16 protein-coding genes (1 of these 16 cut by a window edge) are annotated in these 18927 nt (G+C 64.7%); 11 read left to right on the forward strand and 5 right to left on the reverse strand.

Translation table 11 applies throughout. The features are described 5' to 3' along the window. Positions 1 to 6 precede the first annotated feature (6 nt). From ptsP to clpB, 5 genes are all read left to right on the forward strand, one after another. The gene (ptsP, locus tag O1Y97_RS08310) at positions 7 to 2283 is read left to right on the forward strand and encodes a phosphoenolpyruvate--protein phosphotransferase (protein ID WP_210307832.1); all 2277 of its coding nucleotides are present in this window, start codon (positions 7 to 9) and stop codon (positions 2281 to 2283) included. Further along, complete coding sequence (gene prfA / locus O1Y97_RS08315; RefSeq protein ID WP_318763702.1) at positions 2280 to 3359, forward strand: peptide chain release factor 1; 1080 nt, start codon at positions 2280 to 2282, stop codon at positions 3357 to 3359. Before ptsP ends, prfA begins: the two co-directional genes overlap by 4 nt. Continuing rightward, positions 3352 to 4206, forward strand: a complete 855-nt coding sequence (prmC, locus tag O1Y97_RS08320) for a peptide chain release factor N(5)-glutamine methyltransferase (protein ID WP_318763703.1) — start codon at positions 3352 to 3354, stop codon at positions 4204 to 4206. Before prfA ends, prmC begins: the two co-directional genes overlap by 8 nt. Before the next feature lie 333 nt (positions 4207 to 4539). Continuing rightward, positions 4540 to 5331 (forward strand): DUF4167 domain-containing protein, encoded by a 792-nt coding sequence (locus O1Y97_RS08325; RefSeq protein WP_404801273.1) that lies wholly within the window; start codon positions 4540 to 4542, stop codon positions 5329 to 5331. A 220-nt stretch (positions 5332 to 5551) separates the two neighbouring features. Next, on the forward strand, positions 5552 to 8158 hold the full coding sequence (gene clpB, locus O1Y97_RS08330) for an ATP-dependent chaperone ClpB (protein WP_318763705.1): 2607 nt from the start codon (positions 5552 to 5554) through the stop codon (positions 8156 to 8158). 41 nt (positions 8159 to 8199) lie between these two features. On the opposite strand, the gene O1Y97_RS08335 is transcribed toward clpB, so the two are convergent. Continuing rightward, a complete protein-coding gene (locus tag O1Y97_RS08335; protein WP_318763706.1) occupies positions 8200 to 8967 on the reverse strand; it encodes a hypothetical protein in 768 nt (255 codons plus the stop codon). Positions 8968 to 9086: 119 nt separating this feature from the next. Between O1Y97_RS08335 and O1Y97_RS08340 the strand changes: the two genes are divergently transcribed. The 4 genes from O1Y97_RS08340 (at position 9087) to O1Y97_RS08355 (ending at position 13216) form a co-directional block, all read left to right on the forward strand. Further along, complete coding sequence (locus tag O1Y97_RS08340; RefSeq protein WP_318764172.1) at positions 9087 to 9449, forward strand: MmcQ/YjbR family DNA-binding protein; 363 nt, start codon at positions 9087 to 9089, stop codon at positions 9447 to 9449. Between the two features lie 187 nt (positions 9450 to 9636). Further along, positions 9637 to 11010 carry a L,D-transpeptidase family protein gene (locus O1Y97_RS08345; RefSeq protein ID WP_318763707.1) on the forward strand — a complete coding sequence of 458 codons (1374 nt, stop codon included), beginning with the start codon at positions 9637 to 9639 and terminating at the stop codon, positions 11008 to 11010. A gap of 73 nt (positions 11011 to 11083) precedes the next feature. Then, entirely contained in the window at positions 11084 to 12661 is a 1578-nt protein-coding gene (locus O1Y97_RS08350; protein ID WP_318763708.1) for a serine hydrolase, read from the forward strand. Between the two features lie 57 nt (positions 12662 to 12718). Beyond that, positions 12719 to 13216, forward strand: a complete 498-nt coding sequence (locus O1Y97_RS08355) for a GNAT family N-acetyltransferase (RefSeq protein ID WP_318763709.1) — start codon at positions 12719 to 12721, stop codon at positions 13214 to 13216. Here O1Y97_RS08355 and O1Y97_RS08360 read toward each other — a convergent pair. From O1Y97_RS08360 to O1Y97_RS08370, 3 genes are read right to left on the reverse strand one after another with little or no spacing between them, the layout of a single operon-like run. Then, positions 13213 to 13689, reverse strand: coding sequence for an SRPBCC family protein (locus O1Y97_RS08360; RefSeq protein WP_318763710.1), 477 nt, complete (start codon positions 13687 to 13689; stop codon positions 13213 to 13215). The two genes, O1Y97_RS08355 and O1Y97_RS08360, sit on opposite strands and share 4 nt — an antisense overlap. Further along, on the reverse strand, positions 13686 to 14027 hold the full coding sequence (locus O1Y97_RS08365) for an ArsR/SmtB family transcription factor (protein ID WP_183262415.1): 342 nt from the start codon (positions 14025 to 14027) through the stop codon (positions 13686 to 13688). Before O1Y97_RS08365 ends, O1Y97_RS08360 begins: the two co-directional genes overlap by 4 nt. Before the next feature lie 24 nt (positions 14028 to 14051). Further along, the gene (locus O1Y97_RS08370; RefSeq protein ID WP_318763711.1) at positions 14052 to 14732 is read right to left on the reverse strand and encodes a glutathione S-transferase family protein; all 681 of its coding nucleotides are present in this window, start codon (positions 14730 to 14732) and stop codon (positions 14052 to 14054) included. A 1124-nt stretch (positions 14733 to 15856) separates the two neighbouring features. Between O1Y97_RS08370 and O1Y97_RS08375 the strand changes: the two genes are divergently transcribed. Continuing rightward, positions 15857 to 17410 carry an MFS transporter gene (locus tag O1Y97_RS08375; protein ID WP_318763712.1) on the forward strand — a complete coding sequence of 518 codons (1554 nt, stop codon included), beginning with the start codon at positions 15857 to 15859 and terminating at the stop codon, positions 17408 to 17410. 73 nt (positions 17411 to 17483) lie between these two features. Further along, positions 17484 to 18323 (forward strand): GGDEF domain-containing protein, encoded by an 840-nt coding sequence (locus O1Y97_RS08380; RefSeq protein WP_318763713.1) that lies wholly within the window; start codon positions 17484 to 17486, stop codon positions 18321 to 18323. A 36-nt stretch (positions 18324 to 18359) separates the two neighbouring features. On the opposite strand, the gene O1Y97_RS08385 is transcribed toward O1Y97_RS08380, so the two are convergent. After that, a protein-coding gene (locus tag O1Y97_RS08385; RefSeq protein ID WP_318763714.1) for a M23 family metallopeptidase crosses the window boundary here: on the reverse strand, positions 18360 to 18927 show its end. 1400 nt of this gene lie beyond the right edge of the window; 568 of the gene's 1968 nt are visible here — the last part of the coding sequence; the start codon falls outside the window, past its right edge — the gene reads right to left on this strand; it ends in the stop codon at positions 18360 to 18362.

An 18927-nucleotide genomic window follows, 5' to 3' on the forward strand; every position in this document is an offset into this window, starting at 1 on the left:
CGGTGAATGATACGTGACATGGCCGCTGGGCCACGCGTACTTCTGAAACGGCTCCGCGAATTGATGGCGGAGCCTCTCGAGCCACAGGAACGGCTCGACAGGATCGTGCGCGATATCGCCGCCAACATGGTGGCCGAGGTCTGCTCGCTCTACGTGCTGCGCGCCGACTCGGTGCTCGAGCTCTACGCCACCGTCGGTCTGAACCCGAATGCCGTTCACCTGGCCCAGCTGCGTCTCGGCCAGGGCCTGGTCGGCACGATCGCGGCGAGCGCCCGCGCCCTCAACCTGTCCAACGCCCAGGAACACCCCGCCTTCGCCTACCTGCCGGAAACGGGCGAGGAGATCTATCATTCCTTCCTCGGCGTGCCGGTGCTCAGGGCAGGGCGCACGCTCGGCGTGCTGGTCGTCCAGAACAAGACCATGCGCCACTATCGCGACGACGAGATCGAGGCGCTCGAAACCACCGCCATGGTCATCGCCGAGATGATCGCCTCGGGCGACATCGGCCGGCTGAGCCGGCCCGGCCTCGAGCTCGACATGTCGCGCCCGGCCAGCTTTACCGGCATCGCCTTCAACGAAGGCGTCGGCCTTGGCCATGTCGTGCTGCATGAGCCGCGCATCGTCGTCACCAACCTGTTCAACGAGGACAGCGAGGAGGAGCTGCGCCGGCTCGAGGATGCGCTCGGTTCGCTGCGCCTGTCGATCGACGACATGCTGGAGCGCCGCGACGTCGCCTTCGAGGGCGAGCATCGCGAGGTTCTCGAAGCCTACCGGATGTTTGCCAACGACCGCGGCTGGGTGCGCCGCCTCGAAGAGGCGATCCGCAACGGCCTGACGGCGGAAGCTGCGGTCGAAAAGGTCCAGAGCGACATGCGCGCCCGCATGCTGCACATGACCGATCCCTATCTGCGCGAGCGGATGAGCGATTTCGACGATCTCGCCAACCGCCTCCTGCGCCAGCTGATGGGCCGCGGCCCCGAGACGATCGCCGCATCGCTGCCCAAGGACGCCATCATCGTCGCCCGCTCGATGGGTGCGGCCGAGCTGCTCGACTATCCCCGCGATCGGCTGCGCGGCCTGGTGCTGGAAGACGGTGCGCCGACCAGCCACGTCGTCATCGTCGCGCGCGCCATGGGCATTCCCGTCGCCGGCCAGATGAAGGGCGCCGTTTCCATGTCGGAAAACGGCGATCCGATCATCGTCGACGGCGAGGAGGGGGCGGTTCATCTGCGCCCGCAGCCCGATCTGGAAGCCGCTTACGCCGAGAAGGTGCGCTTCCGCGCGCGGCGGCAGGAACTCTACCGCGAACTGCGCAAGAAGCCGTCCGAGACCAAGGACGGCGTCAAGGTCGACCTGTTGATGAATGCCGGCCTTGCCGTCGACTTGCCGCAGCTGGCAGAGGCAGGTGCTGCCGGCATCGGCCTGTTCCGCACAGAACTGCAGTTCATGGTCGCCTCGACGTTTCCGCGCGCCGAAGCGCAGGAAAAACTCTACCGCGACGTGCTCGACATCGCCCGCGGCCGCCCCGTCACTTTCCGCACGATCGACATCGGCGGCGACAAGGTGCTGCCCTATTTCAAGGGCTCGGTGCAGGAGGAAGAGAACCCGGCGCTCGGCTGGCGCGCCATCCGGCTCACCCTCGACCGACCCGGCCTGCTGCGCACCCAGGTCCGCGCGCTGCTCAAGGCTGCCGGCGGGCGCGAGCTCAAGGTCATGCTGCCGATGGTCACCGAGCTCTCGGAAATCGCCCAGGCACGCGAGATCATCGACCGTGAGGTGCGCCACCTTTCGCGCTTCGCCCACCATCTGCCGACGAGCCTCAAGCTCGGCGCGATGATCGAGGTGCCGTCGCTCCTGTGGCAGCTCGACGAGCTGATGCAGGCGGTCGACTTCGTCTCTGTCGGCTCCAACGACCTGTTCCAGTTCGTCATGGCCGCCGACCGCGGCAACACCCAACTCGCCGACCGCTTCGACCCGCTGTCGGTGCCGTTCCTGAGGGTGCTCAAGCAGATCGCCGATGCCGGTGCGCGCAACCACACGCCGGTCACGCTGTGCGGCGAACTCGCCGGCAAGCCGATCTCGGCGATGGCACTGCTTGGCCTCGGCTACCGCTCGATCTCCATGTCCCCGGCCTCCATCGGCCCGGTCAAGGCGATGCTGACGGAACTTCCTCTCGGCGAGCTGAAATCCTTCCTCGACGACAACCTTTCCGGTCCTGCCGCCAACCTGCCGATGCGCGCGTTGCTCCAGGCCTTTGCGGACGACCGTTCCATACCCCTATGATCAGCCTGCCCCACGACAGAATGAACCAGGTCGTCAAGCGCTTCGACATGCTCGAAGCACAGATGGCGGCTGGCCCGGCCCCCGACGTCTACGTCAAGCTGGCGTCCGAATATTCCGACATCCAGGACCTTGTTGCCAGGATCCGCGACCTGCGCGGCGCCGAGCAGGAACTCATCGATCTCGAGGCGATGCTGTCCGACAAGGGCACGGATGCCGAGATGCGTGCGCTCGCCGAGATGGACAAGCCCGATGTCGAGCACCGCATCGAGGCGCTGCAGCGCGAAATCCAGATCCTGCTCCTGCCCAAGGACGCGGCCGACGAGCGCAACGCCATCCTCGAAATCCGCGCCGGCACCGGCGGCGACGAGGCCGCCCTGTTCGCCGGCGACCTCTATCGCATGTACGAGCGTTACGCCGCCTCGCGTGGCTGGCGCTTCGAGGTAGCCTCCGCCAGCGACGGCGATGCCGGCGGCTTCAAGGAAATCATTGCCACCGTATCGGGCAAGGGCGTGTTCGCTCATCTGAAGTTCGAGTCCGGCGTTCACCGCGTCCAGCGCGTTCCGGCGACCGAAGGCAGCGGCCGCATCCACACTTCGGCCGCGACGGTTGCCGTCCTGCCGGAGGCCGAGGAGGTCGACATCGACATCCGCCCCGAAGACATCCGCATCGACACGATGCGTGCCTCGGGTTCGGGTGGCCAGCACGTCAACACGACCGACTCGGCGGTGCGCATCACCCACCTGCCGACCGGCATCATGGTGGTCCAGGCGGAAAAATCGCAGCATCAGAACCGAGCCCGCGCCATGCAGATCCTGCGTGCGCGCCTCTACGACATGGAGCGCAGCCGCGCCGATGAGGAACGCTCGTCGTCGCGCAAGTCGCAGGTCGGCTCGGGCGACCGGTCCGAGCGCATCCGCACCTACAATTTCCCGCAAGGGCGGCTGACCGACCACCGCATCAACCTGACGCTCTACAAGCTCGACCGCGTGATGATGGGCGAACTCGACGACGTCGTCGACGCGCTGATCGCCGACCACCAGTCGAAGCTTCTGGCCGACATGGGCTCGGATGGCTGAGCGTCCGCTCGGCGAACTCCTGCGTCATGCGCGCCAGCGCCTTGCCGACGCCGGCATCGCGGACGCGGCATTCGATTCCCGGCTGCTCGTCGAGCATTTCTCCGGCACGACACGCACTGACGCGATCTCTTCGCCCGACAGGATCGTCGGGCAGGTCGCTGAAATCGAGGCAGCACTCGACCGCCGACTTGCCGGCGAGCCGGTACACCGCATCCTCGGCTATCGCGATTTCTACGGCATGCGGCTCAGCCTCTCGGCCGAAACGCTGGAGCCGCGCCCGGACACCGAGACGCTGGTCGATGCGGTGTTGCCCTTTGTGCGCGAGACTGCGGCGCGCGACGGCATCTGCCGTATTCTCGATCTCGGCACCGGCACAGGGGCCATTGCGCTTGCGCTGGTCACCCAGGAGCCGCGGGCCGTGGCGACCGGCGTCGACGTCTCCGACGATGCGCTGGCGACGGCTGCGGCAAATGCCGGGCAATTGGGGGTCTTAGCGCGCTTTTCGGCAAAAAAATCCGACTGGTTTTCAGAGATTGATGGCCGGCACCATTTAATCGTCTCAAATCCTCCCTATATATCTTCATCAGAGATCGAGGATTTGCAGAACGAGGTTCGCAATTTTGATCCGCGCCGCGCGCTCGACGGTGGCCCGGACGGTCTTGAGCCATACAGAACGATAGCGTCGGGTGCTGCGCGCCATCTTGAGAAAGATGGCCTTGTCGGGCTCGAAATCGGGCACGACCAGCGACGCGACGTGACCGAAATATTCGAGCAGGCCGGTTACCATTTGTTGGCCCAGCACAAGGACTTGGGCGGCAACGACCGGGTGCTCGTGTTCCGGTGCTGACCACCGCCAAACGGCTCTAAAAAAACCGCTTGGCAAGGAAAGTGAATGCCGCTAGTTTCCGGCAACCGGATGAGACGAAGCAGGCAGTGCTGTTAACGATTCGGTTTCCTTCGAAACTAGCTGCCTTCTTGCGTAGACGACGCTCTAGCTTCGTGCGGGGATCGTCCGGCAAGTGACATGAAACCGAGACAGGATGGCATGTGGCGCCGACGCAAAGATGTTGCGGGCGATCACGGGCGGAAAGATACGAAACGGCAGGCCGCCTAAGTGCCCCCGTTCGGATGAATTCAACACAAAGAGAATCTGATGAGGCCACAACAGCAGAACAGGCGCATGCGCGGTCGTAACAACAACAATAATAACAATAGCAACAACAATAATAATAACAGCAACCGCAAGGGTCCAAACCCGCTTACGCGCAACTACGAGAGCAACGGTCCGGACGTAAAGATCCGTGGCTCCGCGCAGCAGATCGCCGAAAAATACGCCACGCTGGCGCGCGACGCGCAAAGCTCTGGCGATCGCGTGATGGCCGAAAACTACCTTCAGCACGCAGAGCATTACAACCGCATCATCGCTGCCGCCATGGCGCAGATGCCGATCCAGCACCAGCAACAGAGCCGCGACGAGTTCGACGGCGACATGGACGACGAGCGCGACGATGACGGCGTTGGCAACAACGTTGCCGATCAGCAGGCGCAAGTCCAGCAGCCGCAGCAGGAGCCGGTCGCAAACGGCACTGGTCCGCAGCCGGAGATCGAAGGCACGCCCGCCGAAGTCGCCCTCAATCCAGAGGCAGCCGGCGAAGGTCAGCCGCGCGAAGGTCGCCGTGAGCGCCGTCCGCGTCACGAGGGACGCCGTCCCGAGCGTCGCCAGCCCGACCAGCAGGCTGAGGCCGCTCAGGCCGAAGCTCCGCAGGTCGAAGCAGCTGCCGTCGAGCAGCCGCAGCCGGAAGCAGCGGTCGCCGAGGCAGCACCTGCCGTTGAAGCGGCCGAGGGCGAAGTTGCCGTGGCACCGCGTCGTGGCCGTCGTCCGCGCCGCGGCGAACGCGCCGCTGCGCCGGAAGGCGAGGCCGCTGCCGAGGCACCGGTGCCCGAAGGCGGGCTTGCCGTAGCCGACAGCTGATCAGCACGCCGACATCGTCGGAACATTGAGAATAGAAGGCGGCGGGAGCCAGAAACTCCCGCCGCCTTTTTTTGTTTTTTGACTTCGATCAATACGTCTTGAGGGATATCGTCCTACTCACCATATCACGCTCAGTTGGGTCCGGCCCGTTTGGGCGGATCCGTCACCTTGAGCCAGACCGGTGCCGCAAAGCGGGCCGGGTACGGAATGGAGACATCGAATGAACCCTGAAAAGTATTCCGAACGCGTCCGCGGTTTCATCCAGTCGGCGCAAACGATGGCGCTTTCGCGCAGCCATCAGCAGTTCACCCCCGAACATATCCTGAAAGTCCTCATCGACGATGAGGAAGGCCTTGCCGCGTCGCTTGTCGAGCGCGCCGGCGGCCGCGCCCGCGACGTCAAGCTCGGCGTCGAGGGGGCGCTCGATGCGCTGCCGAAGGTCGAGGGCGGCAACGGCCAGCTCTATATGGCCCAGCCGCTTGCCAAGGTGTTTTCGACCGCCGAGGACCTCGCCAAGAAGGCCGGCGACAGCTTCGTCACCGTCGAGCGCCTGCTGACCGCGCTCGCCGTCGAAAAGTCGGCCAAGACCGCCGACATCCTTGCCAAGGCCGGTGTCACCGCGCAGGCGCTGAACCAGGCGATCAACGACATCCGCAAGGGCCGTACCGCCGACTCGGCCAGCGCCGAGCAGGGTTATGACGCTTTGAAGAAATACGCCCGTGACCTGACGGCCGACGCCCGCGCCGGCAAGCTCGACCCGGTCATCGGCCGTGATGACGAGATCCGTCGCACCATCCAGGTGCTGTCGCGGCGCACCAAGAACAACCCGGTGCTGATCGGTGAACCCGGCGTCGGCAAGACGGCAATTGCCGAAGGTCTTGCGCTGCGCATCGTCAATGGCGACGTGCCGGAGTCTCTCAAGGACAAGCAGTTGATGGCGCTCGACATGGGTGCGCTGATCGCTGGCGCCAAGTATCGCGGCGAGTTCGAGGAGCGGCTGAAGGCCGTGCTGTCCGAGGTCACCTCGGCTGCCGGCGGCATCATCCTGTTCATCGACGAGATGCACACGCTGGTCGGTGCCGGCAAGGCCGATGGCGCGATGGATGCGTCCAACCTGCTCAAGCCGGCGCTGGCGCGCGGCGAGTTGCACTGCGTCGGTGCCACCACGCTCGACGAGTACCGCAAGCATGTCGAAAAGGACGCTGCCCTGGCCCGCCGATTCCAGCCGGTCTTCGTCTCGGAGCCGACGGTCGAGGACACCATCTCGATCCTGCGCGGCCTGAAGGAGAAGTACGAGCAGCACCACAAGGTGCGTATCTCGGACTCGGCGCTGGTCGCCGCGGCCACGCTGTCCAACCGCTACATCACCGACCGCTTCCTGCCCGACAAGGCGATCGACCTCGTCGACGAGGCCGGATCGCGGCTGCGCATGCAGATCGATTCCAAGCCGGAAGCCCTCGATGAGATCGACCGCCGCATCATGCAGCTCAAGATCGAGCGCGAGGCGCTCAAGCTCGAGAAGGACGAAGCTTCCCGCGATCGCCTCGACAGGCTCGAAAAGGAGCTGGCCGGTCTCGAGGAGGAGTCGACCCGGGTGACGAGCCAGTGGATGGCCGAGAAGGAAAAGCTCGGCCTTGCCGCCGACCTCAAGGGCCAGCTCGAAGAAGCGCGCAACGAACTCGCCATCGCCCAGCGCAAGGGCGAGTTCCAGAAGGCGGGCGAGCTTGCCTATGGGCGCATCCCCGAGCTTGAAAAGAAGCTGGTCGAGGCGGAGGCGCTGGAAGGTCGCGGCACGATGGTCGAAGAGACCGTGACGCCCGACCATGTCGGCCATGTGGTGTCGCGCTGGACCGGCATTCCGGTCGACAAGATGCTCGAAGGCGAGCGCGAGAAGCTTCTGCGCATGGAAGACGAGATCGGCGTCCGCGTCGTCGGCCAGGGCGAGGCGGTGCAGGCGGTGTCCAAGGCGGTGCGGCGTGCCCGCGCCGGCCTGCAGGACCCGAACCGGCCGATCGGCTCGTTCATGTTCCTTGGCCCGACCGGCGTCGGCAAGACCGAGCTCACCAAGGCACTCGCCGACTATTTGTTCGACGACGAGCACGCGCTGGTGCGCATCGACATGTCGGAGTTCATGGAAAAGCACTCGGTCGCCCGGCTGATCGGCGCGCCTCCCGGCTATGTCGGCTATGAGGAAGGCGGCACGCTGACCGAAGCCGTGCGCCGCAGGCCCTACCAGGTGATCCTGTTCGACGAGATCGAAAAGGCACACCCCGACGTCTTCAACGTGCTCCTGCAGGTGCTCGACGACGGCCGCCTGACCGATGGTCAGGGCCGCACCGTCGACTTCCGCAACACGCTGATCATCATGACGTCGAACCTCGGCGCCGAGTATCTGGTGGCGCTGGGCGAGGGCGAGGATGTCGACCAGGTCCGTGACGAAGTCATGGGCGTGGTAAAGAGCGCGTTCCGGCCGGAGTTCCTCAACCGCATCGACGAGGTCATCCTGTTCCATCGCCTGCGCCAGCAGGACATGGGCAAGATCGTCGCGATCCAGCTCCAGCGGCTGGAAAAGCTGCTCGCCGACCGCAAGATCACGCTCGACCTCGCGCCCGACGCGATCGAGTGGCTGGCGCACAAGGGCTACGACCCGGCCTATGGCGCACGTCCGCTCAAACGCGTCATGCAGAAGGAGCTGCAGGACCCGCTCGCCGAAAAGATCCTCGGCGGCGAGATCCTCGACGGTTCGACCGTCAAGATCATTGCGGGTTCCGACCGCCTCAACTTCCGCTCCAAGCCGACGGTGGTGAGCGAAGAGGCGGCTGCGTAATGTGATGAACTGGCCCTTGCTGGAAACAGCAAGGGCCAGTTTCAAATCGCCTCAACCGCAACGAGATCACGACAGTTGGCGGCGTTTTCGGCCCGCAGGTAGGAGCGTGAGAGAATGACCGCAGTCATGACGATCTGGTAGCTGCTGATGGCTGTGGCAATCATCGCGCTGAGCAGGAGGCCGAAATCAAAGCCGCCTGCTGCCGGGAAGTAGGAGTCCCCTGCGCCCAGCATGTTGGCTGCGGCTGCGATAGCCAGGATCTGTACAACGCTCAAGAGGCCGAACGACACGAGCAGCCGAGGGAATGCATAGAAAAAACTCATTCTGCCGCGGCGCCCGGCGGCTGCAAATGTTTTGTCGCTCTGCATGACGATGGCGGGCAGCATGGTTCCCCACTTTGCGAAAACCAGGGCTGCCGACAAAAGCAGTACCAAAACTGCCGTGGCAATGAGGCTGGTCCTTCCCCAGTTGTTTGCAGACAGGAATATGACCAGGGCCAGCATTGGTGCGCAGGAAATTACGCCCAGGACGATTGTGCGGAACACGAAGCTGCCGATGTATCTTGGGCTCTTGCTTTGCAGTTCACGCATGGCGTCTGCCGTGCCGAGGCGGGACAGAACCGATAAATGTGCAGGGATTGCCAACATCGCGGATGCGAACGTCAGCGCGATGGAGCTCGCGGATGTATTCTCCATTTTTTCTTCGATCATCAGGAAAACCACGATCATCGCGCAATACGCCAGGACGTAAATGATCTCTTTCTTCATGATGCGTAGCGACGTGGACCAGATGTTGCCGCCGTTTTCCATCGACGATTTTCCTTTGTGCGCACCGGGACTAATCATGCGCAAATCTGACACGGCATCGTGAAAGTAAAGTTAGCTTCCATTGCGGAATAATTGAAAGAATTGCGGGGGGTATCGTGACCATGACACTCGACGAATACAACGGCTTCTGCGCCTCGCTGCCGCATACGACCCATGTCGTGCAGTGGGGCGGTGCGCATGTCTGGAAGGTCGGCGGCAAGGTCTTTGCCATCGGCGGCTGGAGTGACGTCGCAGGGCTCGCCGTCTCCTTCAAGGTTTCCGAGATGGCGTTCGACATCCTGAAGGAGCAGCCGGGCCTGAGACCCGCGCCCTATCTTGCCTCGCGCGGCATGAAATGGATCCAGCGCCAGACCGGCGAAACCATGGATGACCAAGGGCTGCGCGACTACATCGGCGAAAGCCACCGGCTGATTGCGGTGAAACTTCCCAAGGCAACCCGCCAGCTGCTCGGACTGCCGGTCTAGAGAACCTAGCTCGCCCTGCGCAGCCGCTGCCTGCGGCCGGATATGACCGCAAAAGCCTGCAAAGCGGCCATTTTCATGCCCTGTTCATGTTGGAAGGGTTAGCAGATCGTTATTGGATGACGGTGGACAACAGTGATTCCACCGTGACCGCCTGCCGGCGGTCGAGATTCGGAGAGATTTGGCGACCATGTTGCGCAAGATCGTTGTGCTTTCGGCCATGGCCACCGGCCTGTCGGCCCTCCAGGCAATGGCCGCGGTGTCGCCCACCGGCGAAGCCGCGCCGCAACGCGTGGAGACGGACCCGCAGGCCATCCGCCTCGCCCAAAGCGAGGACGTCGAGATCTTCTACGACGGCCGCGGTAACCGCGTGCTGGTCGATCCCTATACCGGCAAGGTCATCGCGGTACAGCCGCCGGAGACGCGGCTCAACCGCCAGGCGCTGCGCCGCGAATTGCGCCGCCAGGAGCTTCGCCGCGACTACCGCGAGGGCGACGTGCTGATCGGGCCGGCCGACGACGGCTATTATTCCGACGATGCGCCTGCCGTTCCAGCCGACCCCAACGACGACTATTACGACGACCCCAACGCCTTTCCCGATGCGCCGGGCGGTCCACGCGTCGTTGCGCGCGAGCCGCTGCAGAGCCCCGACGACCAGCCGGCGCTACCTTCGACGCCGCGCATCACCGAACAGCCGCTCGAGCCGTCGATCGCGGTCAAGGGCCGCGAGGACGTCGCCGCCCTGCAGATCCTGCTCGACCGCGCCGGTGCTTCGCCCGGCGTCATCGACGGGCGCTTCGGCTCCAATGTCGACAAGGCGCTGGCGGCCTACAACGAGCTGACCGGCACGAGCCTCAAGTCGACCGACGCCGAGGGCATCAAGCAGGCCCTGGCCGAGACCGGCGGCGACGCCTTCGGCTCCTACACCATCACCCCTGAAGATGCCGCCGGCCCGTTCGTCGCCTCGGTTCCGGCCGACTACAGCGAAAAGGCCAAGCTCGAGCGCATGAGCTTCACCTCGGTCACCGAAATGCTGGCCGAGCGTTTCCACATGGATGAGAACTATCTCAAGGCGCTCAACCCGGAGGCCAATTTCAACCGCCCCGGCACCATCGTGAAGGTCGCCAATTTCGGCAAGCTGGTGAACAAGCCGGTCGCGCGCATCATCGCCGACAAGAGCCTGAAGCAGGTGCGCGCCTACAATGCCGAAGGCCAGCTGGTCGCCGCCTATCCCGCCACCATCGGCTCGAGCGACACGCCGTCGCCGACCGGCATCCATGCGGTGTCGCGGGTCGCGCTCGATCCCAACTACACCTACAACCCCAAGATCAATTTCAAGCAGGGCGAAAACGACAAGGTGCTGACCATCCCGCCGGGGCCGAACGGCCCGGTCGGTTCGGTCTGGATCGCGCTCGACAAGCCGACCTATGGCATCCACGGCACCCCCGACCCGTCCAAGATCGGCAAGACCGAGAGCCATGGCTGCGTGCGCCTGACCAATTGGGATGCGCGCGAGCTCGCCAAGATCGTCAAGTCGGGCGTGCCGGTCGAGTTCATGGAATAACGGCCAAGCTTGGATTCCCTTGCGTCAACCTGTAGCTTGAAGCTGCAGGCTGGGTGCAGAGGGAGCCGGGCGCATGCGACTACCCGCAGACTGGTTTGTTCGCCGCTGGAAGAGCTGGGTTGTTCTTTCGGCCATGACGCTCGCGCCGGGCCCGGCCCTGGCTCAGACGGTCACGCCGGAACAAGTCAAGCTTGAGCAAGTCACTGCCGCGCTGTCAAAACTCGAGCAGCAGGCCGAAGCCGTCGTTGCCGATGGCGGCGTGCCGGCCCTCGCCATCGGCGTCGTGCATGATGACGAAGTCGTCTACCTCAAGGGATTTGGACTGCGCGAGGTAGGCAAGCCCGAAGCGGTCGACGCCGACACCGTGTTCCAGATTGCCTCGTTGTCCAAGCCGGTTTCCTCCACCGTCGTGGCGGCGCTGGTCGGCGAGGGGCTCGTTTCCTGGGACTCGAGGATCGTTGACCTGGACCCGGCCTTTCGGCTTGCCGATCCCTATCCGACAAGCCAACTCACCATCCGCGACCTGTTTGCCCATCGCAGCGGTCTTCCCGGCACGGCCGGCGACGACCTCGAGGACATCGGCTACGACCGCACGGAAATCCTGCGCCGCTTGCGGTTCATCACACCGTCGTCGAGTTTTCGCGCCGGCTATTCCTACAGCAATTTCGGGCTGACGGAGGGTGCTGTCGCGGCGGCCAAATCGACAGGCAAAGCGTGGGAAGACGTCGCCGAGGAAAAGCTCTACCGCCCGCTCGGCATGACATCGACCAGTTCTCGCCATGCCGATTTCGTCAAGCATGCCAATCGCGCCTCTCTCCACGTCAAGATCGGCGGTGCATGGGCAGCAAAGGTCCAGCGTCAGCCGGACGCGCAGGCGCCCGCCGGCGGCATCAGTTCCACCGTGCGGGATCTGGTGCAGTGGGTCCGTCTCGAACTTGGCAACGGGGTCCATGGCGGAAAGACGCTGATCGCGGCCGATGCGCTGGATCAGACCCATGTCCCGCTGATGACCCGCGGAAGCAACCCTGTCACGGGCGGGGCTTCGTTCTACGGTCTTGGCTGGAATGTCGAGTTCGGTCGTCATGGCCTGAGCTGGGGCCATGCAGGCGCTTTCAGCGTCGGTGCGCGCAGCCTGGTCACGCTGTTTCCGAAGCAGAAGCTCGGTATCGTGATCCTCGTCAACGCTTTCCCGACAGGCGTGCCTGAGGGATTGTCGGACAGCTTCGCTGATCTCGTCTTCGACGGAAGGGTCGACACGGACTGGGTGAAGTCGTGGAACACGGTCTTCGACGGCCTGTTCGGCCCGGCTGTCGCGGCTGCCAAGGCGACGTACGCCACGCCGCCGTCGCCGGCCACGCCAGCATTGCCGAGCGGCGCCTATGCGGGCCGTTATTCCAACGATTTCGTCGGCGACGCCGTGGTTTCGGGCGCGGAAAACGGCCTTGTGCTTCAGGTCGGTCCGGATGGCGCCCGATCCTATCCGTTGACGCATTTCGACCGCGATCTTTTCCTGGCTTTTCCAAATCCGGAAATGCCCGACATGCCTTCGGCAGTCCGCTTCGCCGTCGGGCCTGACGGAAAGGCCTCGGCGGTGACGATCGAATCGCTCGACGAAAACCACCTTGGCACCCTCAGGCGTGCTGACCGCTGACGAGGGACATGGCCGGGCATGAACCGGTCAAGACCGCAAGTAACACAGGGCAACTGCATGAAGATACGCGCTGAACGGCCCGAGGATGTCGACACCATACGGTCGCTCACTCGCGCCGCATTCGCCGATGCTCCGCATTCGAGCCAAACCGAAGCGGCCATCGTCGACGCCTTGCGCGATGCCGGTGCCTTGACGCTGTCGCTGGTCGCCGAAGACGATGGCGAGATTCTGGGCCACGTTGCGTTCTCGCCGGTGACCATCGGTGGCAAGGACCTCGGCTGGTACGGCCTCGGGCCGGTTTCAGTCTGGCCCGACCGGCAGGGCAGGGGCACCGGCCAGTCCCTCATCCGCCACGGGCTCGAAGCGCTGCGGCAACTGGGAGCCAAGGGCTGCGTGCTTGTCGGCGATCCGGCCTACTACAGCCGCTTTGCCTTCGTCGCCGACCCCGACCTTACCTATGGCGACATTCCGCCGGAGTATGTCCAGCGGCTGGCATTCGGCGACGAGGTTCCCAGCGGCGAGGTCGCTTTCCACGAAGGCTTCGACGCGAGTTAGTGCACGCTTGCCGCCTCCCTTGCGACGACCTCGACCAGCCGGTCGAATCCCGTTCCTGTGCCCGAGATGCGCGCCGCCATGGCGTCGGCAGGGCCGAGGAACGCCAGTTGCTCGGTGAACCTCATCCGCGTCTGCGCCCCTTCGGGCAAAAGCTCGATGGTCGCAAGCGAAGCGGAGATCCGCTTGCCGGCATGGCTCATTTCGAAGCCGTAGATGATGCGCTGGCCGGCCGCGATGTCGAAATAGTCGGCGCGAAATGCCAGCTCGGTGCCGTCGGGCATGCGCCAGCGCTTGGCCTCGATGCCGCCGACACGGAAATCGAAGCTGTCTTCGAGCACGGTCCAGTCGGGATGGCAGTCGTTCCAGCGCGCCTTGAGCTCCGGCTCCGACCAAAAACGAAAGGCATGCCGGGGGCTCGCCGGCAATTCGCGCTCGATGACAAAGGTGGTGTGGGCGACGGATGACGCGGTCATGATCGGTCTTGCTCCTCGGGCATTTCGTTCATCGCCTCGACCAGGCGATCGAAGGCCTGGTTCATGGCCGTCTGGCGCTTGCGCACCCACTCGTCGATGGCGGCGAACGCCGCCGGCTGCATGTTGTAGGTCCGCGTCCGTCCAACCTTGCGCGACACGACGATGCCGCCGTCCTCGAGCACCTTGAGATGCTTGAGAGCGGAAGGCAGCCGCATGTTGGCCGGTCCGGCCAGTTCCTTGACGGTGGCCGGGCCGATGCTCAGCCGCTCGACCATGCCGCGTCGGCCGGCATCGGCGAGGGCGGTGAACATGCGATCCAGTTGCTGCGGGTCCATCATCGCCACACTCCACCGGCATGTCGTCTAGTCATGCAGAAACCTCTCCGGCATCGCCTCGCGGTAGGGGAAAAACTGGAAATAGGGGCGTGCCTCGGCAAGCGTGCGCTTGATCGAAGGGCGCGCGACAAGCCGCTCGAAATAGGCGGCGAGATTGTGCTGGCCGCTGGCAAATGGATGCGCGATCGAGGCGAAGAACAGCCCCGGTGCGGCTGCGCAGTCGGCGATGGTGAAATCGTCGCCCATCGCCCATGTCTTGCCCGCCAGCTGGGTCTCGATCATCGCATAGGCGGTATCCAGCGTGCGTCGCGCGTCGGCCACGCCGAACGGATCGTTGCTGGCTTCGGGACGAATCCGGTCGGTCACGATCTTCTGCATTGGCACGCTGACGTAGAGGTCGAAAATGCGCTCCCACAGCCGGGCGTCGAGCCGCTTGTCGGCGTGAGCGGGCAGCATCGGCACCGGGCCCGGATAATGCTGCTGGAGATATTCGATGATGATGCCGGTCTCAGGCACGGTGCGGTCGCGGGCATCGTCGCGCAGCACCGGAATCTTGCCGACCGGCCACTTCTCCAGCAATGCCGCCGCCGAGCCAGGATCGCCGAAGTCGACGGTTTCGGCCTGAAACGGCACGTCGTTCTCGTAGAGCGCGATCAGCACCTTGTGGCAGAACGAGGCGAGGGGGTGGCTGTAAAGCGTCAGCGCCATGATGCCGGGCGACTCCAATGGTTTCTGTTTGCGGAAACTATCTTATCGTCGGGAGATCGGCAAGGGAAAGTTTCCGATTGCGGAAAGTATAGGGCTTTGTTCTCGGGTGACAGGTGTCGAACGTGGAGAGGTTTTCCACGCTTTCGCTTTTTTCTGAGATCAATCGCCACGCAGAAGCTCTCGCAACATCTCCTCAGTCGCGATCCTTCACCGTCAGCTAGACGGGGCGGTCACGGCATGGATCCCCGGGTCTCTGCAGTTCGCTTCGCTCCTGCTCCGCCCGAGGATGACGACGGCATTGGTGGGGGACGCTAGTCGCCAAGGGCAGCGATTGGCAGGAATGCAGGAATTTGGCTGCAGTGAAGCGCTTGCTGCCAGTTACCGACGTCCGCGATGTGCCGCGAGCCCCAACGCCATCGTCATCCTCGGGCGGAGCAAGAGCGAAGCGACGTGCGGAGACCCGGGGATCCATGCCGTGACGTGGCAACTGCCTCCGCGGCCCAATGCCGCCCAATTATTCGATGCACCCTGTCACCATCTGTCACCATCCCGCGTGGATAGCCGCGCCCCATTCTCCACGCCCCTCAAACCTCCCGTACAATCCACGCCAGTTCCTCCCGCGGGAACGCCGGTCGCGACGGTGACATGCGGGGAGGAACCGGCGCCTCCGCTCGTGGGCTAACGTGGCTCATGATCCGGGGAGGTTCCGTCCAAGGGTTCCCCTTCGGGCACTACGGCCCGGGTGCGCTGGACGATGCGCTAGTGGGGGCATAGGCGAAAATGCCCGATGCCCCGGAAGCGGAACGGACGGGGACAGAAATCGCCGGCGGGACGCGAGGTTCGCGCCACCATTTAGCATTCGGCAGGCACGGCCTCGCGCCCCGCTTCCCGAACTTTTCATGCGCAATGGCCAGACCGGAAACGGGGCGTGGCAGAACGGAGCACGTCCCCTTTGTAACTTGCCCGCCACCGCACCGACAACAATAGCAGATGCGGCAGCGGGCAAGTTACAAAGGGAGGGTGTCCCGCTCCGGCCACCCCGGGAGAACCCAATGTCGCCTGGCTGCCAGAATTCGTCTTCCTGGTCACTTCCCGCGCACCCCTCCCGCACATAGTCTCGCGCCATGGACACCACCGCCACCCCGCCTGCCCAGAACAACAACCACGTCTTCTGCCCGCCCGCGGCGCGGCGCTACGTGCTTGTCTCGGCGATCCTGGCATCGAGCATGGGCTTCATCGACGGTTCGGTGGTCTCGCTCGCCATGCCGGTCATCCGCGAAGACCTCGGCGCGTCGCTGGTCGATGCCCAGTGGATCAGCAACGGCTACATGCTGTTCCTTTCGGCGCTCGTCCTGCTCGGCGGGGCCGCCGGCGACGTGTTCGGCGTGCGCAACATCTTCGCTACCGGTATCGTCCTGTTCATGGTCACCTCGGCCGCGTGCGCGCTCGCCGTCGACGCCGAGATGCTGATCGTCATGCGCGCGGCACAGGGCATAGGTGCTGCCCTCATGGTGCCGGGCAGCCTCGCACTCATCGCCAAGTCCTATCCCAACGCGACGCGTGGCAAGGCGATCGGCCAATGGGCCGCCTTCTCCTCGCTGACCACCGCGATGGGGCCGTTCGTCGGCGGCATGGTGCTGTCGTTCGGTGCCGATTGGATGTGGCGGCTGATCTTCGCCATCAACGTGCCGATCGGATTGATCGCGCTGACCATGCTGCTCACCAAGGTGCCGCAGGACCGTCCGTCGTCGAAGCGCCGGCTCGACATCGTCGGCGCGATCCTTGCGACCGCCGGCCTCGGCCTGATGGCCTGGGGGCTGACCGCCTTCGGCCTGCCGGTCGAGGCGCGGGCGGTCTCGCCCTGGGCCTGGATCGTCGGCGGCGCGGTCATCTTCGCCGTCTTCATTCTGTGGGAACACCGGGCGCGCGCGCCGATGGTCAAGCTCGAGCTGTTTGCCTCGCGCGCCTTCACCGGCGCCAATCTCTATACGCTGATCCTGTTCTTCGCCTTCAACGCGGTGCTGTTTTTCCTGCCGATGACGGTCGTCTCGGGCTGGGGAGCGAAGGAGTGGGAGGCGAGCCTGCTGTTCCTGCCGCTGTCCCTGTTCATCGCCGGCCTGTCGAGCTATTCGGGGCGGCTTTCCGATGCTATCGGACCGCGCTGGCCGCTGACCGTGGGGGCGGCAATCGTCGGCCTCTCCTATCTTGGCCTCGCCTTGACCATGCCGCTGATGATGCTGTGGCAGGTGACGTTCCCGATCCTGCTGCTCAAGGGGCTCGGCATGGCGATCGTCGTCTCGCCGGTGTCGGCAGCCGTGATGCGGGCGACGCCGGAAGAAGACACTGGTCTCGCCTCGGGCATCAACAATGCGCTGGCCCGTGCTGCAGGGCTGATGGCGGTAGCCTCGCTCGGCGCGGTCGCCGGCGTCGTCTTCGCCAACGTCGTTGGGTCTGCCGCACCCGGCGCGGAGTTCGGCGCCTATGTCCGCACGCCGCTCGATGCGGCGGCGGAAGCACTGCGGGTGGCGGCCACCAACGATGCCTTCGCGGCGATCGCTGCCATCTCGGCTGCGATGTGCTTCGTTGCGTCAGCGGTCGCCTGGTTCACGCAGCCGTCGTGGAAAAGAAAGACGCCCGCGGACAAGGGCGGCACTGTGCCGGCCGGTGCCGATGGATAAAATACGGCCGACGGCGTTTAGCACCTTGTTAAGGCCTTCAAGCCAGTCTCAACCTCTGGACAAGGTGGCAACGATGTCGGCATCCGATCAGCGTCGGCAGCAGCAAACGGGCGAGGCGACAGGCACCCGGTCAGCCGGCGCCGATTGGCGCCGGATGGCAGCGTTTGCACCTTGGGCAATACTCAGCGTCGCCTTGTTCGCTGTCGCCACGCGTCTCGAATTGTTCGAGCGCCTCTACGAGGCAACCCGAACTTATGAGGAATGGCAACTGGACGAGTTGCTGTCGCTGCTGCTTAGCGCGGGCATCGTCGCGCTTGTCATGCTCGCCTTTCGCACCCGGCAGCTCTCGCGCGAGATCGCGCGGCGCGAAGCGGCGGAACGCCTGGCCCATGATTCCGCCCGCCACGACCCGCTGACGGGGCTCGCCAACTCCCGCCGGTTCCGCGAGGAGATCAAGTCGACCATCGGCAACGCTGAAAAGTTCTCGTCCGGCTGTGGTGTGATCTATATCGACCTCGACGGGTTCAAGCCGGTGAACGACACGCATGGTCATGCCGTCGGCGATGGCGTTCTGGTCGAGGTGGCGCGGCGCATCACCCAGGCGGCGCCGAAAGGGGCGACGGTGGCGCGGCTTGGCGGCGACGAATTCGGCGTGGTCGTCTCGGGCGTCGGCAATCCCGAGGCATTGCTCTTCCTGAGCCAGCGGCTGCAACGCGACATCGCCAAGCCGATCGAGATCGGTTTGCTGCAACTGACGGTCGGTGCCACGGTCGGAATTGCGGTCTTCCCGGACGATGGCAGCGACGCCGAGGCGCTGATCGCGTCGGCCGACCGTGCGATGTACATCGCCAAGCGCGCCAGGAGCGACGGGTTTGGCCGCGACGGGGTTGCCAGGGCAAGCGTCGCAAGCTGATCCTGCCGACGGCCGTCCGCAATATTCTGGAAAGACTTAGCCGCTGGCCTTTGCGGTGCTCGCCACCTTCAGCGAGTCCTTGCTCTCTTCCTTGAGAAGATCGTCGATGCGCTCGCGTTCAAGCTTGAAGGCGGTGAGGTCTTCGCCGGTCAGCACGCGGCCGGTGGGCAGGCGCACACGCATCGGGTCGACCTTGGTGCCGTTGACGATCAGCTCGTAGTGCAGATGCGAGCCGGTCGACAGGCCGGTGGTGCCGACATAACCGATGACCTGGCCCTGGCGGACCCGCGCGCCCGGCGTGACGTTCGGGGCGATGCGGCTCTGGTGGTTGTAGGACGTCTCGTAGCCGTTGGCGTGGCGCAGGATCGTCTGTTTGCCATAGCCGCCGGCCCAGCCGGCCTTTTCGACGACGGCATTGCCGGCAGCGATGATCGGCGTGCCCGTCGGCGCCGACCAGTCGACGCCGGTGTGCATCTTGACGTAACCGAGGATCGGGTGCTTGCGGCCGCCGAAGCCGGAGCGGTACTTGCCGTTGGGCAGCGGGTTGCGCAGCAGGAACTGGCGCGCGCTGCGGCCGTCCTCGTCGAAATAGTCGACCGCGCCG

This window comes from Aminobacter niigataensis (assembly GCF_946995915.1).
Classification (GTDB): domain Bacteria; phylum Pseudomonadota; class Alphaproteobacteria; order Rhizobiales; family Rhizobiaceae; genus Aminobacter; species Aminobacter niigataensis.